The organism is Streptomyces sp. NPDC101165 (genome assembly GCF_044768135.1).
In the GTDB taxonomy this organism is placed as follows: Bacteria; Actinomycetota; Actinomycetes; order Streptomycetales; family Streptomycetaceae; genus Streptomyces.
In genome coordinates this window covers 351411-369286 of record NZ_JBIWPG010000008.1, presented here as the reverse complement: position 1 = coordinate 369286, position 17876 = coordinate 351411, and the positions used below count along the sequence as shown (strand labels likewise).

16 protein-coding genes are annotated in these 17876 nt (G+C 71.8%); 3 read left to right on the top strand and 13 right to left on the bottom strand.

From position 1 onward, the window contains the following. Nucleotides 1-62: 62 nt before the first annotated feature. From ACIRVH_RS19755 to ACIRVH_RS19735, 5 genes are all read right to left on the bottom strand, one after another. On the bottom strand, nt 63-1016 hold the full coding sequence (locus ACIRVH_RS19755; RefSeq protein WP_145875298.1) for an ROK family glucokinase: 954 nt from the start codon (nt 1014-1016) through the stop codon (nt 63-65). A 67-nt stretch (nt 1017-1083) separates the two neighbouring features. Continuing rightward, a complete protein-coding gene (locus tag ACIRVH_RS19750) occupies nt 1084-1614 on the bottom strand; it encodes a DUF5304 domain-containing protein (RefSeq protein ID WP_403954771.1) in 531 nt (176 codons plus the stop codon). 57 nt (nt 1615-1671) lie between these two features. After that, nucleotides 1672-2844 carry an ArsA family ATPase gene (locus ACIRVH_RS19745; RefSeq protein ID WP_403954768.1) on the bottom strand — a complete coding sequence of 391 codons (1173 nt, stop codon included), beginning with the start codon at nt 2842-2844 and terminating at the stop codon, nt 1672-1674. Nucleotides 2845-2926: 82 nt separating this feature from the next. Next, nucleotides 2927-3367 (bottom strand): SRPBCC family protein, encoded by a 441-nt coding sequence (locus ACIRVH_RS19740; RefSeq protein ID WP_403954766.1) that lies wholly within the window; start codon nt 3365-3367, stop codon nt 2927-2929. Nucleotides 3368-3503: 136 nt separating this feature from the next. Continuing rightward, nucleotides 3504-4301, bottom strand: a complete 798-nt coding sequence (locus ACIRVH_RS19735; protein WP_403954764.1) for a metallophosphoesterase — start codon at nt 4299-4301, stop codon at nt 3504-3506. 296 nt (nt 4302-4597) lie between these two features. Here ACIRVH_RS19735 and ACIRVH_RS19730 point away from each other — a divergent pair, with 296 nt between their 5' ends. Next, on the top strand, nt 4598-6394 hold the full coding sequence (locus ACIRVH_RS19730; RefSeq protein ID WP_403954763.1) for an AMP-dependent synthetase/ligase: 1797 nt from the start codon (nt 4598-4600) through the stop codon (nt 6392-6394). Nucleotides 6395-6413: 19 nt separating this feature from the next. Here ACIRVH_RS19730 and ACIRVH_RS19725 read toward each other — a convergent pair whose 3' ends face one another. Then, nucleotides 6414-8000, bottom strand: coding sequence for a GMC oxidoreductase (locus ACIRVH_RS19725; RefSeq protein ID WP_403954948.1), 1587 nt, complete (start codon nt 7998-8000; stop codon nt 6414-6416). Nucleotides 8001-8115: 115 nt separating this feature from the next. Further along, nucleotides 8116-9258 carry a glycosyltransferase family 4 protein gene (locus ACIRVH_RS19720; RefSeq protein WP_403954760.1) on the bottom strand — a complete coding sequence of 381 codons (1143 nt, stop codon included), beginning with the start codon at nt 9256-9258 and terminating at the stop codon, nt 8116-8118. Between the two features lie 96 nt (nt 9259-9354). Here ACIRVH_RS19720 and ACIRVH_RS19715 point away from each other — a divergent pair, with 96 nt between their 5' ends. Beyond that, nucleotides 9355-10572 (top strand): glycosyltransferase 87 family protein, encoded by a 1218-nt coding sequence (locus ACIRVH_RS19715; protein ID WP_403954757.1) that lies wholly within the window; start codon nt 9355-9357, stop codon nt 10570-10572. Here the strand turns inward: ACIRVH_RS19715 and ACIRVH_RS19710 are convergent. After that, nucleotides 10536-11855, bottom strand: coding sequence for an MATE family efflux transporter (locus ACIRVH_RS19710; protein WP_403954754.1), 1320 nt, complete (start codon nt 11853-11855; stop codon nt 10536-10538). The genes ACIRVH_RS19715 and ACIRVH_RS19710 overlap by 37 nt on opposite strands. Before the next feature lie 90 nt (nt 11856-11945). On the opposite strand from ACIRVH_RS19710, the gene ACIRVH_RS19705 reads away from it, so the two are divergent. After that, the gene (locus tag ACIRVH_RS19705) at nt 11946-12488 is read left to right on the top strand and encodes a PadR family transcriptional regulator (RefSeq protein WP_403954753.1); all 543 of its coding nucleotides are present in this window, start codon (nt 11946-11948) and stop codon (nt 12486-12488) included. Here the strand turns inward: ACIRVH_RS19705 and ACIRVH_RS19700 are convergent. The 5 genes from ACIRVH_RS19700 to ACIRVH_RS19680 form a co-directional block, all read right to left on the bottom strand. Continuing rightward, complete coding sequence (locus ACIRVH_RS19700) at nt 12476-13669, bottom strand: hypothetical protein (protein ID WP_403954751.1); 1194 nt, start codon at nt 13667-13669, stop codon at nt 12476-12478. The genes ACIRVH_RS19705 and ACIRVH_RS19700 overlap by 13 nt on opposite strands. A 28-nt stretch (nt 13670-13697) precedes the next feature. Further along, nucleotides 13698-14711 (bottom strand): NlpC/P60 family protein, encoded by a 1014-nt coding sequence (locus ACIRVH_RS19695; protein ID WP_403954748.1) that lies wholly within the window; start codon nt 14709-14711, stop codon nt 13698-13700. A gap of 236 nt (nt 14712-14947) precedes the next feature. After that, nucleotides 14948-15982 (bottom strand): NlpC/P60 family protein, encoded by a 1035-nt coding sequence (locus tag ACIRVH_RS19690; protein ID WP_403954747.1) that lies wholly within the window; start codon nt 15980-15982, stop codon nt 14948-14950. A 212-nt stretch (nt 15983-16194) separates the two neighbouring features. Next, nucleotides 16195-17538, bottom strand: coding sequence for an NYN domain-containing protein (locus ACIRVH_RS19685; protein ID WP_403954745.1), 1344 nt, complete (start codon nt 17536-17538; stop codon nt 16195-16197). A 37-nt stretch (nt 17539-17575) separates the two neighbouring features. Beyond that, entirely contained in the window at nt 17576-17815 is a 240-nt protein-coding gene (locus ACIRVH_RS19680; protein WP_145875323.1) for a hypothetical protein, read from the bottom strand. Nucleotides 17816-17876 lie beyond the last annotated feature (61 nt).

Here is a 17876-nt window from a genome sequence, read left to right as displayed (position 1 = left end):
GACGATGCCCGCCGTCCCGGGACGGGACGCGGCGGGCATCGTCGTAGGAGGGGCAGGGCTCGCTACATGATCGGGTCGGGCTCGCGGGCCAGGTCGGCTGCGCCCACGAGGCCGGCCTTGTTGCCGAGTTGGGCGGCGATCACGTCGGCGACCGGACGCCAGTTGCCGCCGACCAGCCAGCGCTTGTAGGACTTGCGGATCGGGTCGAGGACCAGCTCGCCCTCCTCGGAGAGACCACCGCCGACGATGAACGCGGACGGGTCGAAGAGGGAGGCCAGGTCGGCGAGGCCGGCACCGGCCCAGCGGGCCAGCTCGCGGTAGGAGTCGACGGCGACCAGGTCGCCCTGGCGGGCGGCCATGGAGATGTGCTTGCCCTCGATGCCGTCCGGGGTGCCGTCACCGAGGCCCAGCAGGATCTCGGCGTTCTCCGGAGTGGCGTTCGCGCGCTGCTTGGCGTAGCGGACCAGGGCACGGCCGGAGGCGTACTGCTCCCAGCAGCCCTGGCTGCCGCAGCCGCACAGCAGGCCGTCCGGGACCATGCGGATGTGGCCGAACTCGGCGGCCACGCCGAAGTGGCCGCGGCGCAGCTTGTTGCCGATGATGATGCCGCCGCCGAGGCCGGTGCCGAGCGTGATGCAGATGACGTTGCGGTGGCCCTTGCCGGCGCCGAACTTGTACTCGCCCCAGGCGGCGGCGTTGGCGTCGTTCTCGACCACGACCGGGAGGCCGGTGCGGGCCTCGACCTTCTCCTTCAGCGGCTCGTTGCGCCAGTCGATGTTGGGCGCGAAGTACACCGTGGAGCGCTGCCGGTTGACGTAACCGGCCGCACCGATGCCCACGCCGACGATCTCGTGCCCGGCGCGCGCGCCCTCGACGGCGGAGGCGATGGCGTCCACGATCGCCTCGGGCGTGCCCGGGGTCGGCACCTTGTAGGTCGAGAGGATGTTGCCTTCCTCATCGACCACGCCGGCCGCGATCTTCGTGCCGCCGATGTCGACGCCGATGGTGAGTCCCATGAATCCCTCAGTTTCGGTCGAGCCCCGCTACGGCCAACCGTACCCGAGGCCCTGCCGTGGGAGGGCTTCAGTCCAGGTCGATGCGTTCCCCCGGACCGGTGCCCTCGCCCCGGTCTCGGCGGTCGGAGGAGTCGTCCTTCAGGTCGGCCGCGCCGGTGGTCCAGCGGTGCTCCTGGGCCTGGACCGCGGAGCGGTAGGCGGCCAGCAGTTCGTTGCCGGCCGCGGCGAGGTGGTCGAAGACCTCCGGGTTGCGCTCGATGACGGGCTCGACGGCGGCCTTCGCCTGCTGGACGACCTGGCGCACCACCTGCTGGGCCGCCGGTCCGGCGACGGCGCCGAGCAGCGGGGACTGGAGACCGGACAGCTTGTCGGCCACGCTGTCCACGAGTCTGCGCAGTTCCTCGGCGGCGGAGCCCGGGGGCGGGCCCTGCTCGGCGTGGCGGCGGGCCTTCTCGGCGGCGAGGTCCTCGGCGCAGGCCGTGGCCCAGGCGTCGTCGTCGGTCGCCCTCCCCCAGGCTTCCGACTGCGCTCCGGCAGGGGGGACCCCCACCCCGCGGACCTCGTCGGCCGGGTCGGGTGCGGGACGCTCTTCGCTCATGGCGGACTCCTGACTACGGTTCGCCCCTACGACGTTACCCGAACGGGCGTACGCGGTTCACCGTCCGAAGGCGGGCCACAGGTCGGGATCGGGGGTGAAGCGGATGCGCAGCTCACCCTCGCGCAGGGCGGCCCCCGCAACGGTGCAGCGGCGCAGCGCGGAGGGAAGCGGAACGATCCGCCGGAAGGGGCCCGCGGTGATCACCAGCTCGTCGCTGCGCCGGATCAGGTCCAGCTCGTCCCGTATCGCGCCGGGCAGCGGGATGTGCCAGACGAGCACGCCGTCCTCGGCGAGGCAGTCCGCGACAGGCCACTCGACCGGGGCGGGCACGAGGTTGACGCCGGGGACGGCGAGGGCGTCCAGGTCGTCGGTGCCGTGCGGGTCCCGGCCGAGGTGGGGGACGGTGTGGAGGTCGTACGGCTCGGCCCACTCGGCCAGGGCCTTGCGCTGCTGGGCGAGGAGGCCGGCCAGCCAGGAGTCGGGGGCCGTCTCGGGCAGGACCCGGTTGGCGATCAGGGCCTCGGTGCGCAGGCCGCGCAGGGCGAGGCCGAGGGTCGCGGTGTGTACGGCGTCGGCGCCGGCGGGGCCGGGTTCGGCGACCAGGCGTACGGCGGTGCGCCGGTCGGTGAGGACCGCCTCGACGGCGGCCAGCTCGACGTCCCAGCGGGCCGCCGTCTCGTACAGCCACTCGGCGGGCATGGGGACACCGGCCAGCCGGCCGAGGACCGGGCGCAGGGCGCGGGCCGCCTGCCGCTCGGGCGGGAGCAGACGGCGCAGGTAGCGGCGCAGTTCCTCGGGGAGGGCGAGCAGCGGGAGGGCCTGCTGGAGGGGTGGGAGGTCGACGACGAGGAGGTCGTAGCGCTCGGAGAGGGCGGCGTCCCGGAGGGCGCGCAGGAAGGACAGCTCCTCGGCGCCGGGCAGCGGGGTGACCTCCTCGCCGTCCAGCCGGGCGGCGCCGAGCAGGTCCAGGACGTTCGCGGCGCGGGTCTGGAAGGCGGTGAGATCCTGCCGGAAGCGTTCCGTGGCGTCGGGGCGCCAGACGGTGAGGTTCTCGGTGACCTCGGTGGGGGTCTGTCCTGTCTCGGCGCCCAGTGCCCTGCCCGCGGTGTCCGTGCGGTCGGCGCTCAGGAGGAGGGTGCGGGTGCCCTCGCGGGCGGCGTCGACCGCAGTGGCAGCGGCCATGGTCGTACGACCGCTGCCGCCCGGGCCCGTGATCAGGATGGTGCGCATGAGGGTGAACGGTAACGGAGGGCAGGGGTGCCCGATGCTGCGGCTGCCCACGGCGGTAGCCGCATGACCCGGCGGGCGAAGATCAGTCGGTCGACTCGACCCGCTTCTTCAGGCCTGCCAGAGCGCGGTCGATGATGACCTTCTCCGCCTTGCGCTTGATCATGCCGAGCATGGGGATCTTGACGTCGACCGTGAGCTGGTAGGTGACCTCGGTGGCGCCCGCGCCGGCCGGCTTGAGGATGTAGGAGCCGTCCAGCGAGCGCAGCATCTGGGACTTCACCAGGGTCCAGGAGACCTCGTTCTGGCCGGTCCAGGTGTAGCCCAGGGTCTGGTCGTCCTTGATGGCACCGGCGTCCATGACAAGGCGGACCTGCTCGGCACGGCCCTGGTCGTCGGACTTGAGGACCTCTGCTTCCTTCACCTCGCCGGTCCAGTCCGGGTAGCGGGCGAAGTCGGCGATCACCGCCATGACGTCGGCCGGAGCCGCCTCGATCGTGATGCTCGAACTGGTGTGTTCCGCCATCGCCGTGGCTCCTCCAGATACGGACCTAAGAGTGTGCAGCGTGAAGGCTACCGCGCCGCCGACCTGGAGCCTTCACCCCGTCCTTCACACGGTCCTTCACACCGCCGACCGCCCCTCGCCCGCCGGCTCCGGGGCGTCACCATTCCAGTGCCCACGGCCTGCCCGTCCCCGCGAAGTGCCCCACGTTCACACACTCCGTCGCCCCTATTCGCATCCGGCGCACCAGCGGCTGATGGACGTGGCCGAAGAGGGAGTAGCGCGGGCGGGTGCGGCGGATCGCGTCCAGGAGCGCCCGGCTGCCGCGCTCGAAGCGGCGCGCGACCGTGTCGTAGACCAGTTCCGGAACCTCCGGCGGGATGTGCGTGCACAGCACGTCCACCTCGCCGACCGCCTCGATCTTCGCGGCGTACTCCTCGTCGTCGATCTCGTACGGCGTCCGCATCGGGGTGCGCAGCCCGCCGCCCACGAACCCGAAGGTCCAGCCGCCGATCTCCACCCGCTCACCGTCCAGCACCATGGTGCCGGGGCCCGCGTACTCGCTCCACAGAGGCGGCATGTCGACATTGCCGTAGGTGGCGTACGTCGGTGTCGGGAACGCGGCGAACAGCTCGGCGTACTGCTTGCGCACCGCCTTCTCGATGGCGGTGGCCCGGTCGGAGCCGATCCCGGCCCACAGCCGGGCCCCGAAGGCGCGCGCCTCCTCGAAGCGGCGCGCGGTGCGCAGTTCGACGATGCGGTCGGCGTTCTCCTCGCCGAACAGGTCGGGGAAGATCCCGCGTGAATGGTCGGCGTAGTCGAGGAAGAGGACGAGGTCGCCGAGGCAGATCAGGGCGTCCGCACCGGCCCCGGCCCGGGCCAGGTCACGGGCGTTGCCGTGCACATCGCTGACCACATGGACGCGTGTCCTTCGGTTGCCGGAGCGTGTGGGTGCCATGGCGATCAAGGGTAGGCGTGTGGGATGTGCGTGAACAGTGGCGACCCCGCCTGGGGTTACTCGCCGGTCGCTTAAGCCGTGGACTACTGTGCGCGAAGGAACGCCATCCCGTGTGACGCAGCGAACATCTCGTCGGGACCCCCTGTCGTAGAAGCCATACCGACGGGTAACGTCCGGGCCGTCCAGTCGTGCTCTGGATTTCAACATCTGAATCCCAGAGCATCCGCCCGAGCCTTGGACCGCACCGTCGCATCACACAGTGTCGTGGCGCCGGCGCCCTATGAGGAGCAGCAGTCTTGCGCGAGTTCAGCCTTCCGGCTTTGTACGAGGTCCCTGCGGACGGCAATCTGACCGACATCGTCCGCAGAAACGCCGCGCAGCATCCCGACGTCGCCGTCATCGCCCGCAAGGTGGGAGGCGCCTGGCAGGACGTGACGGCCACGGAGTTCCTGGCCGAGGTGCACTCCGCCGCCAAGGGGCTCATCGCCTCCGGTGTGCAGCCGGGCGACCGGGTCGGCCTGATGTCCAGGACGCGGTACGAGTGGACGCTCCTCGACTTCGCGATCTGGAGCGCGGGCGCGGTCACCGTGCCGGTGTACGAGACCAGCTCGCCGGAGCAGGTGCAGTGGATCCTCTCCGACTCGGGCGCGACCGCCTGCATCGTGGAGCTGGACAACCACGCGGCCGCCGTCGACTCGGTGCGCGACAGCCTGCCCGCCCTCAAGCACGTCTGGCAGATCGAGGCCGGCGGCCTGGAGGAACTGGGCCGGCTCGGGCAGGACGTCTCCGACGCGACCGTGGAGGAGCGCAGCTCGCTCGCCAAGGCCGACGACCCGGCGACCATCGTCTACACGAGCGGTACGACCGGGCGCCCCAAGGGTTGTGTCCTCACCCACCGCAGCTTCTTCGCCGAGTGCGGGAACATCGTGGAGCGGCTGCGTCCGCTGTTCCGCACCGGTGAGTGTTCGGTCCTCCTCTTCCTCCCGCTCGCGCACGTCTTCGGGCGGCTCGTGCAGATCGCCCCGATGATGGCGCCGATCAAGCTCGGCTGCGTCCCCGACATCAAGCACCTCACCGACGAGCTGGCCGCCTTCCGGCCGACGCTGATCCTCGGTGTCCCGCGGGTCTTCGAGAAGGTGTACAACTCCGCGCGGGCCAAGGCGCAGGCGGACGGCAAGGGCGCGATCTTCGACAAGGCCGCGGACACCGCGATCGCCTACAGCAAGGCGCTGGACACCCCGTCGGGCCCGTCCGTCGGCCTGAAGATCAAGCACAAGGTCTTCGACAAGCTGGTCTACAGCAAGCTGCGCGCGGTCCTCGGCGGCCGGGGCGAGTACGCGATCTCCGGCGGTGCCCCGCTGGGCGAGCGGCTCGGTCACTTCTTCCGCGGCATCGGCTTCACGGTGCTGGAGGGCTACGGCCTGACCGAGTCCTGCGCGGCGACCGCGTTCAACCCCTGGGACCGGCAGAAGATCGGTACGGTCGGCCAGCCGCTGCCCGGCTCGGTGATCCGGATTGCGGACGACGGCGAGGTGCTGCTGCACGGCGAGCACCTGTTCAAGGAGTACTGGAATAACCCGGGCGCGACCGCGGAGGCGCTCGCCGACGGCTGGTTCCACACCGGTGACATCGGCACCCTCGACGAGGACGGCTACCTCAGGATCACCGGCCGCAAGAAGGAGATCATCGTCACCGCGGGCGGCAAGAACGTGGCCCCGGCCGTGATCGAGGACCGGATCCGCGCCCACGCGCTGGTCGCGGAGTGCATGGTGGTGGGTGACGGGCGGCCGTTCGTGGGCGCGCTGGTCACCATCGACGACGAGTTCCTGGGCCGTTGGGCCGACGAGCACGGCAAGCCGGCGGGCTCCACCGCGGCGTCGCTGCGCGAGGACCCGGATCTGCTGGCGGCGATCCAGGCGGCGATCGACGACGGCAACGCCGCGGTGTCGAAGGCGGAATCGGTGCGGAAGTTCCGCATTCTGTCCTCCCAGTTCACGGAGGAGTCGGGCCACCTCACCCCGTCGCTGAAGCTCAAGCGGAACGTGGTGGCGAAGGACTACTCGGACGAGATCGAGGCGATCTACGCGAAGTAGTACGCCTGCTGAGAGCGCGTCATGGCGCGGTGTCCTCGACGAGGACCCGCGCCATCGTGCGTTCGGCGAGCGCGGTGATGGTGACGAAGGGGTTCACACCGATCGAGCCGGGCACGAGCGAGCCGTCGGTGATGTAGAGCCTGGAGTACCCCTTGACCCGGCCGTAGTCGTCGGTCGCCTTCCCGAGGACGCAGCCGCCCAGCGGGTGGTAGGTGAAGTCGTCCGCGAAGATCTTGCTGGTCGAGCCGAAGAGGTCGTACCGGTAGATGGTCAGGTTGGCCGCGTTGATCCGGTCGAAGAGCTTCTTGGCCATGGCGACCGACACGGCGCTCTGGGCCGGGGTCCAGCCGAGTTTCACCGCCCCGGACGTGGAGTCGTACGAGAACGACGCCCGCTCGGGGTTCTTGGTGATCGCCAGGTACAGGCTGATCCAGTGCTCGAACCCCATGGGCAGCGGGGCGATCTCGGCGAAGACCGGGTTGGCGGTGTTGGCCCAGTCGTCGATGCCCATGACGGGCATGGTCGCCTGGTTGGCGCCGACGGTGTCCCACACGTGGTTGGCGCGGCCGAGCATGGTGTTGCCGTTGGTGCCCCAGCCGGCGCCGACGCTGGAGTTCAGCGCGGGCAGGGTGCCCGTGTCCCGCGCCCGGACGAGGAGTTCGGTCGTACCGAGGCTGCCGCCGCCGAGGAAGAGGTACGTGCAGCCGTACTGCTTGGTCTCCACGACCTTGCCGGTGTTGTCGATGCGGTCGACGGTCAGGACGTACGACCCGTCGCTCGCCCTGGTGACCGCCCTGACCTTCTCCTGGGTGTGGATGGTGACGTTGCCGGTGCCGAGGGCGGCGGCCAGGTAGGTCTTGTCGAGGCTGCGCTTGCCGTAGTTGTTGCCGTAGATGACCTCGCCGGCGAGCGCGGACCTGGTGGCCGTACCGGCGGCCTCGCGCTGCATGTAGCCGAAGTCGTAGACGTTCGGCACGAAGGTGGTCTTCAGGCCGGCGTTGGCGGCGGCCTTCCGGGAGGTGCGGGTGAACTGGTACCACTCCGTGGACTCGAACCAGGCCGGGTCGATGGTGTTGACGCCGAGCATGGAGCGGGCGCGCGGGAAGTAGGTGCCGTACATCTCCTCGGCGTCCACGGTCGGGAACTGCTCGGCGAAGTAGGACTTCAGCGGGGTGACCGCCATCCCGCCGTTGACCAGGGAGCCGCCGCCGACGCCCCGGCCGACGTACACGGACATGTTGTCGTAGTGCACACGGTCGAGGACCCCGGGGTAGGTGCTGATGTCCTTGTTGACGAGGTCCAGCCAGAGGAAGGTGGCCAGCGGGGCCTCCGTGCGGGTGCGGAACCACATGGAGCGCTGGTCGGGTGCGCTGGTGGAGCAGAACACCTTGCCGTCGCTGCCGGCGGTGTTCCAGAGGCGGCCCATCTCCAGGACGAGGGTGCGGATGCCGGCCTGGCCGAGGCGGAGGGCGGCTACGGCGCCGCCGTAGCCCGAACCGACGACGATGGCCGGGGAGTTGTCGACGGCGGCCGGTTCGGCTGCCTGCGCGGACTGAAGACCGATGCGGGTGAGACCTGCCGTGGCGGCGGTCTGGAGGGCGATCATGCCCAGGATGTGACGTCGACTCAGCTGACGCTGCATCAGTTTTGCTGTCATGCGCGCAGCATGTGCGGATTTTCCCGTTCCGCCTAGAGCGGGGACGAGTTTTTGAAGACGGCTTTTAGAGCAGGTCCTCGAGTTTCTCCGCCAGCAGGTCCCAGCGCCACTTCTCCTCGACCCACTGGCGGCCCCGCTTGCCCATCCGGTCGCGGAGTTCCGCGTCCCCGAGGAGGGCGATGATGCGCTCCGCGGCCTCGGCGGGCTCGCCGCCGCGGACGACCCAGCCCGTCTCGCCGTCGAGTACGGCATCGGGGGCGCCGCCCGAGTCGCCGGCCACGACCGGCAGGCCGGTGGCGGAGGCCTCCAGGTAGACGATGCCGAGGCCTTCGACGTCCAGGCCGCCGCGGCGGGTGCGGCACGGCATCGCGAAGACGTCGCCCGCACCGTAGTGCGCGGGCAGCTCGGACCAGGGCACCGCGCCGGTGAAGCGGACGGAGGCCTCGACGCCGGTCTCGCGGGCCAGTCGGCGCAGGTCCTGCTCGTAGGGGCCGCCGCCGACGACGAGCAGCACGGCGTCCGGCTCTGCGGCGAGGATCCGGGGCATGGCCTGGATCAGGGTGTCCTGGCCCTTGCGCGGCACCAGCCGGGAGACGCACACGACCACCGGCCGGTCGGTGAGCCCGAGCCGCGCCCGGACCTCGTCGCCGCCCGAGCCGGGGTGGAAGGTCTTCTCGTCGACCCCGGGCGGCAGCTGCACCATCCGCCGGGCCGCGTCCGGGGTCAGCGCGGTCGCTATCCGGGAGCGGGTGTACTCGCCGAGGTAGGTGATCGTGTCCGTGGAGTCCCCGATCCGGCGCAGCAGCTGCCGGGCGGCGGGCAGCTGGGCCCAGCCGGCCTCGTGCCCGTGGGTGGTGGCCACCAGCCGCTCGGCGCCGGCCCTGCGCAGCGCGGGCGCCATCAGACCGAGCGGCGCGGCCGCCCCGAACCAGACCGAGGTGCAGCCGTGCTCCCGCAGCAGCGAGACGGCCCGCCGGGTCGCGCCGGGCGTGGGCAGCAGCATGGTCGTACGGTCGCGTACGACGGTGAAGGGCTGATCGGCGTCGAAGGCGGCCGTGGCCTCGACGCCCTCGCGACCGCGCTTCCAGGTGGAGGCGTACACGACCAGCCGCCCGGGCTCCAGCCGGAGGGCCATGTTGTGCAGGAAGGCCTGGATGCCGCCCGGCCGGGGCGGAAAGTCGTTGGTCACGATCAGCGTCTTGTGCATCGTCGCCGACCCTACCGGGCGCGCTTCGTGGCACACGCACAGGTGGGCAGGGGATCATGGGTCGGGACCGGGGTCGGTGTACGAACAGGGGTGCGGGTGAGCGGGAAGATAGCGGGACTGCTGGCGATCTGGTGCGCCACCCGGCTGGTGCTACTGCTCTTCGTCTTCGGGGTCTACGTCTTCCCGGGCCCCGACGTCACCTCCGACGTGTCGGTGATCTACCAGGGCTGGTACGAGGTGCTGCGCCAAGGAGCGTTTCCGCTGGACGACGTGACCTGGCAGTACCCGCCCGCCGCCGCGCTCGCGATCCTCTCCCCCGCCACCCTGCCGTTCCTGAGCTACCCGCACGCCTTCTTCGTGCTGGTGTGCCTGGCCGACCTGGCCGTGCTGGCCCTGCTGCTGCACGCGGGCCGGCGGCCCGGCCGCTCGCTGCGCGGGGCGTGGACCTGGGTGGTGGGTGTGCCCCTGCTGGGCCCGACGGTGTACGCCCGCTACGACCTGATGGTGACCGCGGTGGCCGTGGCGGCCCTGCTCGCGGGGATCCGGCATCCCCGGGTGATGGGCGCGCTGGTGGGTTTCGGGGCCCTGCTGAAGGTGTGGCCGGCGCTGCTGCTGGTGGGCGCCACCCGGCTGCGGGCGTGGATGTCGGCCGCGGTGACCGCGTGCGGTGTCGCGACCCTGTTCGCGGTGTCCGTGCCGGGCGCCTTCGCCTTCCTCACCTTCCAGCGGGACCGGGGCACGGAGGTGGAGTCGCTGGGCGCCCTGGTCTTCCATGTGGCCCGGCACCACGGCTGGCAGGGCCAGGTGCTGCTGAACTACGGCTCGATCGAGTTCGTCGGCCCGTACGTCGGGCTGGTCAGCAACGTCGCGATGGCGCTGAGCGGGGCGGCGATCGGCTGGCTGGTGCTGTGGCGGCGGCGGGCGTCCCGGTTCGAGGCGCACACGCTCGCGGACGCGGCCCTCACCGCGGTGCTGCTGTTCACGGTCACCAGCCGGGTGATCAGCCCGCAGTACCTGGTGTGGCTGATCGGCCTGGCCGCCGTGTGCCTGTGCTTCCGGGCGAGCCGCATGGGCACCCCCGCCCTGATGCTCCTCACCGCGACCTTCCTGACGGTCCTGGAGTTCCCGATCGGCTTCGTGCACGTGGTCGTGAGCGACACGTACGGCATCACGCTGCTCGTCCTGCGCAACGGCCTGCTCGCCGCCGCCACGCTCATGGCGGCCCGACGGCTGTGGCGCTCCACGGTCCCCGCGGTCACGGAGACCCCACCGGCGCCTCAGCCGGCTCCCGCGAAGGAGACCTCGGCCTCCTGACGGCGGGCCCGCCGGAACAGCACCGCCACCGCCCCGCACTGCACGGCCATCGAGAGCGCCAGGGCCAGGCCGACGCCGGGCAGGCCGAGCCCGGAGAGGGGATACGCCAACGGCAGCTGGACGGCGGTGCCGAGCAGGGTGGCCCGGAGCAGCGCCGGAGCTCCCCCGCTGCCCTCGAAGACCCCGCCGAGCGCGATGAAGCAGGCCATCAGCAACAGGTAGGGGCCGATGCAGCGCAGGAACAGCACCCCCTGGTGCGCGACCTCGGGTCCTGCGCCGAAGGCGGCCATGATCCAGGGGGCGGTGGCGGCGAACAGGGCGGCGGCGCTCAGGCCGAGGCCCCCGGACACGAGCATCGTCTGCCGGCCTATGTCCCGGCGTGCGTCCTGCCCCGCGCCCCGGGTGTGCGCGGTGTGGATGGCGGCGGCCTGCCGTACCGAGTAGAAGGCCATGGTGGCGACGTACATGACCTTGTACGCGATCGAGTAGGCGGCCACCGCGGTCACCCCGAGCCGCGCCACGATCGCCACCAGCACCAGGGCCCCGCCCTGCCGCACGGTGAAGTCGGCGGACATGGGCAGGCCGGTGGTGAGGGTCCGGCGCAGGGCGGCGAGGGCCGGTTCCGCGGCAGCGGCGCCGGCCGCCGTCCGCAGCAGCGCGTTGCGGCCGAGCGCACGCAGGCCCGCCGCCAGGGCCACGCAGCGGCACAGCACGGTCGAGGCCGCGGCGCCCCGGACGCCGTAGAGGTGGATCAGGACCGGGTCGCAGAGCAGGATCAGCCCGTTGGCCAGCAGGGCGAGGCGCATCGGGGTGCGCGTGTCGCCGGTGCCCTTGAGGATGCCGTCGACGAGTTGCTGGGCGAAGAAGACGCCCATGCCCGGCAGGGAGATCGCGAAGTAGGCGGTCGCGAGGCGCAGGGCCGCAAAGTCGCCGCCGCCGAGGACCAGGCGGGCCAGCGGCTCGCGCGACAGGAACCCGCCGACCACGACCACCGGCGTCACCAGACCGCACAGCCCGCGGCCGCCGCGCACCGCGGCCCGCAGGGCGGCGGGATCGCGCGCTCCCCTGGCGTGCGCGACGAGCACGGTCGTACCGGAGGCGAAGACCAGCGCGATGCCGAGCAGCACGTTCTCGGTGTTGGTCGCGACGGCGACGGCGGCCACGGCGGCACCGCCGAGCCGGGAGACCCAGACGGTGTTGATGATCCCGGAGGCGACCGAGGCGAGGAGCGAGAGGTAGACCGGGTGGGCGAGCGAGACGAGTTGCCTGCGGTGCGCGTTCACAAGGAGCCCCCTCTGATCGAGCTACCTCGTTTAGAGGTAGCTCGATCAGAGCTACCATGGGTCCCACGCCCGCTGCAAGGAGGAGTTCGCGTGCTGGAGCTGTCGATCCTGGGGTTCCTCGCCGAGGAACCCCTGCACGGCTACGAGCTGAAGGAACGCATCAAGGCGCTGAGCGGGCATGTCCGGCCGGTCAGCGACGGTGCCCTCTACCCGGCCATCAACCGGCTGGTCGCCGCGGGCCTGCTCGACCAGCGCACCGAGGAGGGCGCGAGCGCCGCCCCGCGCCGGGTGCTGTCCCTGACCGCGAAGGGCCGCGCGGACCTGCTGGAGCGGCTGCGCACCCCCAAGCAGGCCGAGATCACCGACCAGGTCCGCTTCAACACCGTCCTCGCCTTCCTGCGGCACCTGGACGACCGGGCGGAGCAGGCCGCGGTGCTGCGCCGCCGCCTGGACTTCCTGGAGGCCCCGGCGAGCTTCTTCTACCGGGACGGGGAGCCGGTGCGCGCGGAGGAGGCGGGTGACCTGTTCCGGCAGGGCATGCTGCGGGTCGCCCGGGCCACCGGCACGGCCGAGCGGGAGTGGCTGCGCGAGGCGATCGAGGTGCTGAGGCAGGCCCCAGGTCAGCGCAGCTGAGCGCGGACGTACTGCCGCCACTCGGCGGTGAACGCCTTGGGCGTGGTCCCGAGCACCTTCTTCAGCGCCTCCTCGACCGCGCCCGCCCGCGTCCGGTGGGCGCCGACGGCCCGGTAGAAGGTGCCGAGCCGGTCCTCGCCCCAGTGGTCGGCGATCATCCGGCAGGCGAGCCAGCCGCTCTCGTAGGACTGGGCGAGGCGGGCGGGGTCGGTACTGAAGCCGAAGGCCTTGTCGGCGGGGAGACTCGCGGGCACCTTGCCGTCCTGGACCGCGCGGGCCAGTTCCGGTGCGGCCTCGGCGGGCGTGCGGCCGGTGCCGAGGTAGCCGATCCAGTCGGCGTACCCCTCGGAGAGCCACAGCGGGGTGGCGGCGTCGGTGTGCGCGCGGGTGGCCACATGGGTGGTCTCGTGGGTGAGCACGACCTGTTTGCCGACGCTGCCCAGCATCACGTACGCCTCCGGGTTGACGACCACCCGGTCCGCGGGCGCCCTGCCCGCGCCGCCCACCTCGCCGGTGGTGACGGCCGCGATGCCCCGGTAGTCGGCGGCGGGCGAGCCGAGCAGCCCCGCCATGCCCTCCAGCGTGCGCGGGACGAGGACGACGACCCGGCGGGTCCAGTCCGTGCCCCACTCGCGGGAGACGGCCGGGACCGCGCGGTCGGCGAGCCGGGCGTAGGCGCGCAGGTCGCCGGCGCTCTGGCCGGCCCCGAGGACCAGACTGTGCGCGCCCTTCACGGCGGTCACCGTGCCCTGGTCCCACAGCTGATCCCCGGCCTTCCGCGCGGGCTTGTCGGCGGTGACGTACCACTTGCCGTCGGTGGTGCGGCTGAGCCCGAGGGTGCGGCGGACGCTGACCGGGGCCCGGTCGTAGCCGGCGATCCGGTAGCGCAGCTCGGCGTCGGCGGTGGCACCCGGGCCGTCGCCGTGCACGGCGGTCACGCGGTAGGCCCAGAAGGCCAGCGGGAGCGCGCGCAGGCGGACGAACCCGGTCCGGGTGCCCGTCGTGCCGTACGCCGTCTCGTCGTGCCCGAGCAGGGCCGCCGAGCGCCGGTCGAGCACCTGCTGCACCTCGGCCGTGGCCGGGTCGGCCGCGGTCCGCCCGCCGCAGCCGGCGAGGGGCGCCGCGAGCAGCAGACAGAGCCCCGCCGCCGCGGCGCGCCACACCCTTCTACGACCAGCCATTTCCCGATCGTACGGTGAGCTCGGGAGGTCAGGGACGGGTGACCGAGGAGACGGGCATCATGCCGACCGGGTCGTAGCGCACCGGCGCGCCCGGGTAGGGGGCGTGGATGACCTGGCCGTTGCCGACGTACATCGCCACATGGCTGGCGTCGGAGCGGTAGACGACCAGGTCGCCGGGGCGCGCCTGGGAGAGCGGGATCTGCCGGCCGGCGTACCGCTGCTCCTGGGAGGTGCGCGGCAGGTGGATGCCGGCGTGCCCGTACGACCACTGCATCAGGCCCGAGCAGTCGAAGCCGGAGGGGCCGGTCGCGCCCCACACGTAGGGGCGGCCGAGGGCGGAGCGGGCGGCGGCGAGGGCGGCCGCCGCGCGGGCGTCGGGGGCGACGGCGCCGGACAGGTCGGGCAGGTCGACGCGGTCGGAGCGGGAGGCCCGGTCGTAGGCCGCGCGTTCGGCGGCGGGCAGGGAGTTGAGCAGCTGCCGGGCCCTGGCGAGCTTCTTCTCCACGGTCCGCTTGTGCGTGGCGACCGCCCTGCGGCTCTGCTCCAGCGAGGCGAGCTTCCCGGCGGCCTCGGCGCGCTCCTGGGCCAGCTCGCGCATGGCCGCGCTCAACTCGCGCAGCCGGCCCTCCTGCTGGGCGCCGATGCGGTCGAGGGTGGCCGCCTTGTCCAGGTAGTCGTCGGGGTCGGCGGAGAAGAGCAGGGCGACGGCCGGGTCGATGCCACCGGAGCGGTACTGGGCGCCGGCCAGCGAACCGAGCCGCTCGCGCATGGTGTTGATGCGCTGCTGCTGCCGGGCGATGTGGTCCTCGGCGTCCCGGACCTCCCGACGCAGCACGTCGGCCCGTTCGTCGGCCTTGTCGTAGGCCTGGGTCGCCCTCTCGGCCTCCTCGTAGAGGCGGTCCACCTCGGCACGGGTGTCCCCGTGCGGCGCTGCTTGGACGGGTACGGCGCCGAGCGCGCCGGCCGCGGCCGACAACGCGCACAGGGCGGCGCCGGCGCCCCGGTTGAACCCGGACAGTGCAAGGCGGCGATGGGACCCCACGTCAGTCCTTCTGCTGGCGGACAGAGACAGCTTCCCCGGCGCCGGGGACGGGGAGGCCCCTGCGCCGGGGAATCGTGGCAGACAGTAGCCGTGCGGAAGGACCGCGCCGAACGGCCTCGAGCGGCGCACAAACGCGACACCCCGCCCTGACGCAGGTCATGGGCGGGGCGTGGAGTCAGTCTCGGTTCCTCGGATTCGCCCGTTCGGGCGCCACCGAGTCAGCGTCGTGAGGCGCGTCAGATCCGGACGCCGAACTCGAAGGTCATGTTGCTCATCGCCTCGTAGCGCACCACGGCACCGGTGTGCGGGGCGTGCAGCACCTGACCGTTGCCCGCGTACAGGCCGACGTGGTGGTAGTCGCCGTAGAAGATGACCAGGTCCCCGACCTTCAGGTCGGCCTGGTTGTAGATGCGCGTACCGGCGTTGGCCTGTGCCTCGGAGGTGCGCGGTATGGAGACGCCGGCCTGGCCGTAGGCCCAGGAAGTCAGGCCCGAGCAGTCGAACGAGGAGGGGCCGGAGGCGCCGTAGACGTACGGTGTGCCGATCTTGCTCTGGGCGGCGGAGAACGCGGCCGAGGCGCGGCCGGAGGCGGGCGGAGCGTCGCCGAGGTCCACACGCTCGGTGGAGGAGCGGTTGGCACGCGCCTGCTGGGCGGCGAGCGCGGCCTTCTCCTTGGCGGTCAGGGTGTTGAGCAGCTTCTGCGCCTCGGCGAGCTTGCCCTGGACTTCCTGCTTCTTCTTGCCCAGCTCGGTGCGAGTGGCGGCGAGGTCCTTGAGCTTGTCGGTGGCCTCGGCCCGCTCCTGGGCGAGTTCGCGCTGTTTGTCCTGAATCTTCTTCAGGGCCTCGACCTGCTGGCTGCTCAACTGGTCGAGCGTGGAGGCCTTGTCGAGGAAGTCGTCCGGGTTGGAGGACAGGAAGAGCTGGACGGAGGAATCTATGCCACCGGAGCGGTACTGGGCGGTCGCCAGCGAACCCAGGCCGTCGCGGAGCTTGTTGAGCTCCTGCTGGCCGCGGGCCACGTTGTCCTGGATGGTGGAGATTTCCTTCTGCAGCTTCTGCTGCTTCTCCTTGGCCCCGTTGTACTTCTCGGTGGCCTGCTCCGCCTGCTCGTAGAGCTTGTCGACCTTTGCCTTGACCTCGTCCTTGCCGAGCTTCTCGCTCGGCGCGGCATTGGCGGCATTCGCGCTGAGCGCGACGGCAGCGGCGGCTGCGGTGGTCAGCACGGTGACACGCGTGCGACTCGGCTGCTTGGGTCGACGATGGGACGCCACGGAGGACGAACTCCTTCTTGTGAGTGATCACCCGTTCGGAGGTTCGAGCCCAGACCCTAGTGACCCACTTGTGATCAGTTCAAATCCTCGCAGCAAAAAAACCTGTGACGCAATGCATTCTTTGCACATAACTCACGTGTAGTGAGGCGCGATTGACCCTACGTGGTGTGTGGGTCGGGTCAATTCGGGCATTGCGTATGCGCGTTGGACCTTCAGGACAGTCGCTTCAGAAGTACCGCAGAGGCGACGGGACGGGCACCTGCCCTGGCGACCCCGTCGGCCACCTCCCGGTCGGTCGAGGCGACGATGACCGGACGGCCCGGCGGCTCCGCGCGCACCAGCTGGCGGATCAGCTCGTCGGCCGTGACCCCCGGCTTGGAGAACAGCACCCGCACCCCGCGCGGCGGCGCGAGCAGCACGGGCGCGGCCAGTTCGGCGCCGTCGAAGACGCACGTCACCTCGGCGCCGGTCTGCGCGGCGAGCGCCGAGAGCTGCCCCAGGAGCCGCAGGCGCTGCTTCTCCAGCGGCATCTGCGGATAGCCGGTCTTGGTGACGTTGTAGCCGTCGACGACCAGATGCGCCTGCGGCAGCGCGAGCAGCTGGTCCAGGATCGCCGGATCGTTCTCGGACAGGGCCCGGGCCGCGATGTCCTTCGGGGTCATACGTCCCGGTTCGACCGCGTCCACGGTCTCGGCCGGGCGCACGGAGACCGGAGGCAGGGCGAGTTCGCGCCGCAGCCCCTGGGTGGCGTCCAGCAGGGTGTCGAGCAGCAGCCGCACCCGCATGTCCTCGACGCTGCGCCCCTCGCGGGCCGCCCGGCGGGTGGCCTCCAGCGCGGCCTCGGCCTCACCCAGGCGGGCCTTGAGCCGGCGGGACTCGCTCTCGGCGGCCGACAGCTGTGCCTGCCCCTCGGCGCGTACGGCCTCGATCTCGCCCTGGACCTTGCGCAGGGCGGCCTCGCCGCGCTTGACGTCGCTGAGCGCGGCACGGAGCTTACGGTGCAGCGACTCCGCTTCCTTCTTCGCCGACTCCATCTCGATGCGCAGCCGCTCGGTCTCGGACCGGGTCTGCGTCCGCGCCTCGGCCAGCTCCTCGCGCAGCCGCTCCAGCTCGGCCCGGCTCTCCTCGTCGGCCCGCTCGGCGTCCGCGCGCTGGGCCTCCTCGCCGGCCGCGGTGACCAGCTTCACCCAGCCCGCCGGGCGCAGCACATAGGCCGCGGCCGCCACGTCGAGCGGGTCCGCGGCCGGGGGCGGCGAGCCGGAGTCGAGGGCGCCGGACAGCTCCGGCTGCGCCTCTCTGAACTTCTCTCCGATCCGCTGCCGGAAGAGCGGATCGGTCTCCAGCGCGGCCGCCATCGCGTTCCCGGCGAACTTGGCCCGCCGGTTCGGGGCGAACCGGGCGTACTGCCGCAATTGGGCGGGCAGTTCCGCCACGGTCAGGCCGCCGAATCCGTCCGAGACGATCTGCACGACCCGTCGGCGCACGCCGTCGGGCAGCGGACGGTCAAGCACCTCAGCGGTGCCGTCGCCCGGCCCCCCGCCTGCGGTCTCCACCATCCGTCACACCCCAATACCTGTACGGGGCCCGCTCCGCTCAGGAGCCGGCGCCCGGCCTGTCCACGAGTTCCACCTGGTCCACCGCGTTGCACCAGCGGCAGCGGACCGAGTCGATGGTCTCACTGACCACCTCGCGTTCCTCGACCGTCGGCTCACCGGCGAGGTCGAGGTGGACGTACTCGACGACCTTCGACGAGCGGGTCACATCGAAGCGGGTGAGGTTGCCGCAGAGGGTGCAGCGCCATCGCGTCGTGGCGGTCGGCAGGGGAACCGTCATCGTGACTGTTCGCTTCCTTCTCGGGTCGGTCCGCGCCGCTCCTCGACGCGTGTGGCTCGTA

What these genes read in the sequence shown, in the direction of transcription:
- ACIRVH_RS19740 (WP_403954766.1), bottom strand. Translation starts at nt 3,367, where the DNA reads ATGGCGGAACACACCAGTTCGAGCATCACGATCGAGGCGGCTCCGGCC.
- ACIRVH_RS19725 (WP_403954948.1), bottom strand. Translation starts at nt 8,000, where the DNA reads ATGATCGCCCTCCAGACCGCCGCCACGGCAGGTCTCACCCGCATCGGT.
- ACIRVH_RS19700 (WP_403954751.1), bottom strand. Translation starts at nt 13,669, where the DNA reads ATGGCTGGTCGTAGAAGGGTGTGGCGCGCCGCGGCGGCGGGGCTCTGT.
- ACIRVH_RS19745 (WP_403954768.1), bottom strand. Translation starts at nt 2,844, where the DNA reads ATGCGCACCATCCTGATCACGGGCCCGGGCGGCAGCGGTCGTACGACC.
- ACIRVH_RS19750 (WP_403954771.1), bottom strand. Translation starts at nt 1,614, where the DNA reads ATGAGCGAAGAGCGTCCCGCACCCGACCCGGCCGACGAGGTCCGCGGG.
- ACIRVH_RS19735 (WP_403954764.1), bottom strand. Translation starts at nt 4,301, where the DNA reads ATGGCACCCACACGCTCCGGCAACCGAAGGACACGCGTCCATGTGGTC.
- ACIRVH_RS19680 (WP_145875323.1), bottom strand. Translation starts at nt 17,815, where the DNA reads ATGACGGTTCCCCTGCCGACCGCCACGACGCGATGGCGCTGCACCCTC.
- ACIRVH_RS19755 (WP_145875298.1), bottom strand. Translation starts at nt 1,016, where the DNA reads ATGGGACTCACCATCGGCGTCGACATCGGCGGCACGAAGATCGCGGCC.
- ACIRVH_RS19685 (WP_403954745.1), bottom strand. Translation starts at nt 17,538, where the DNA reads ATGGTGGAGACCGCAGGCGGGGGGCCGGGCGACGGCACCGCTGAGGTG.
- ACIRVH_RS19720 (WP_403954760.1), bottom strand. Translation starts at nt 9,258, where the DNA reads ATGCACAAGACGCTGATCGTGACCAACGACTTTCCGCCCCGGCCGGGC.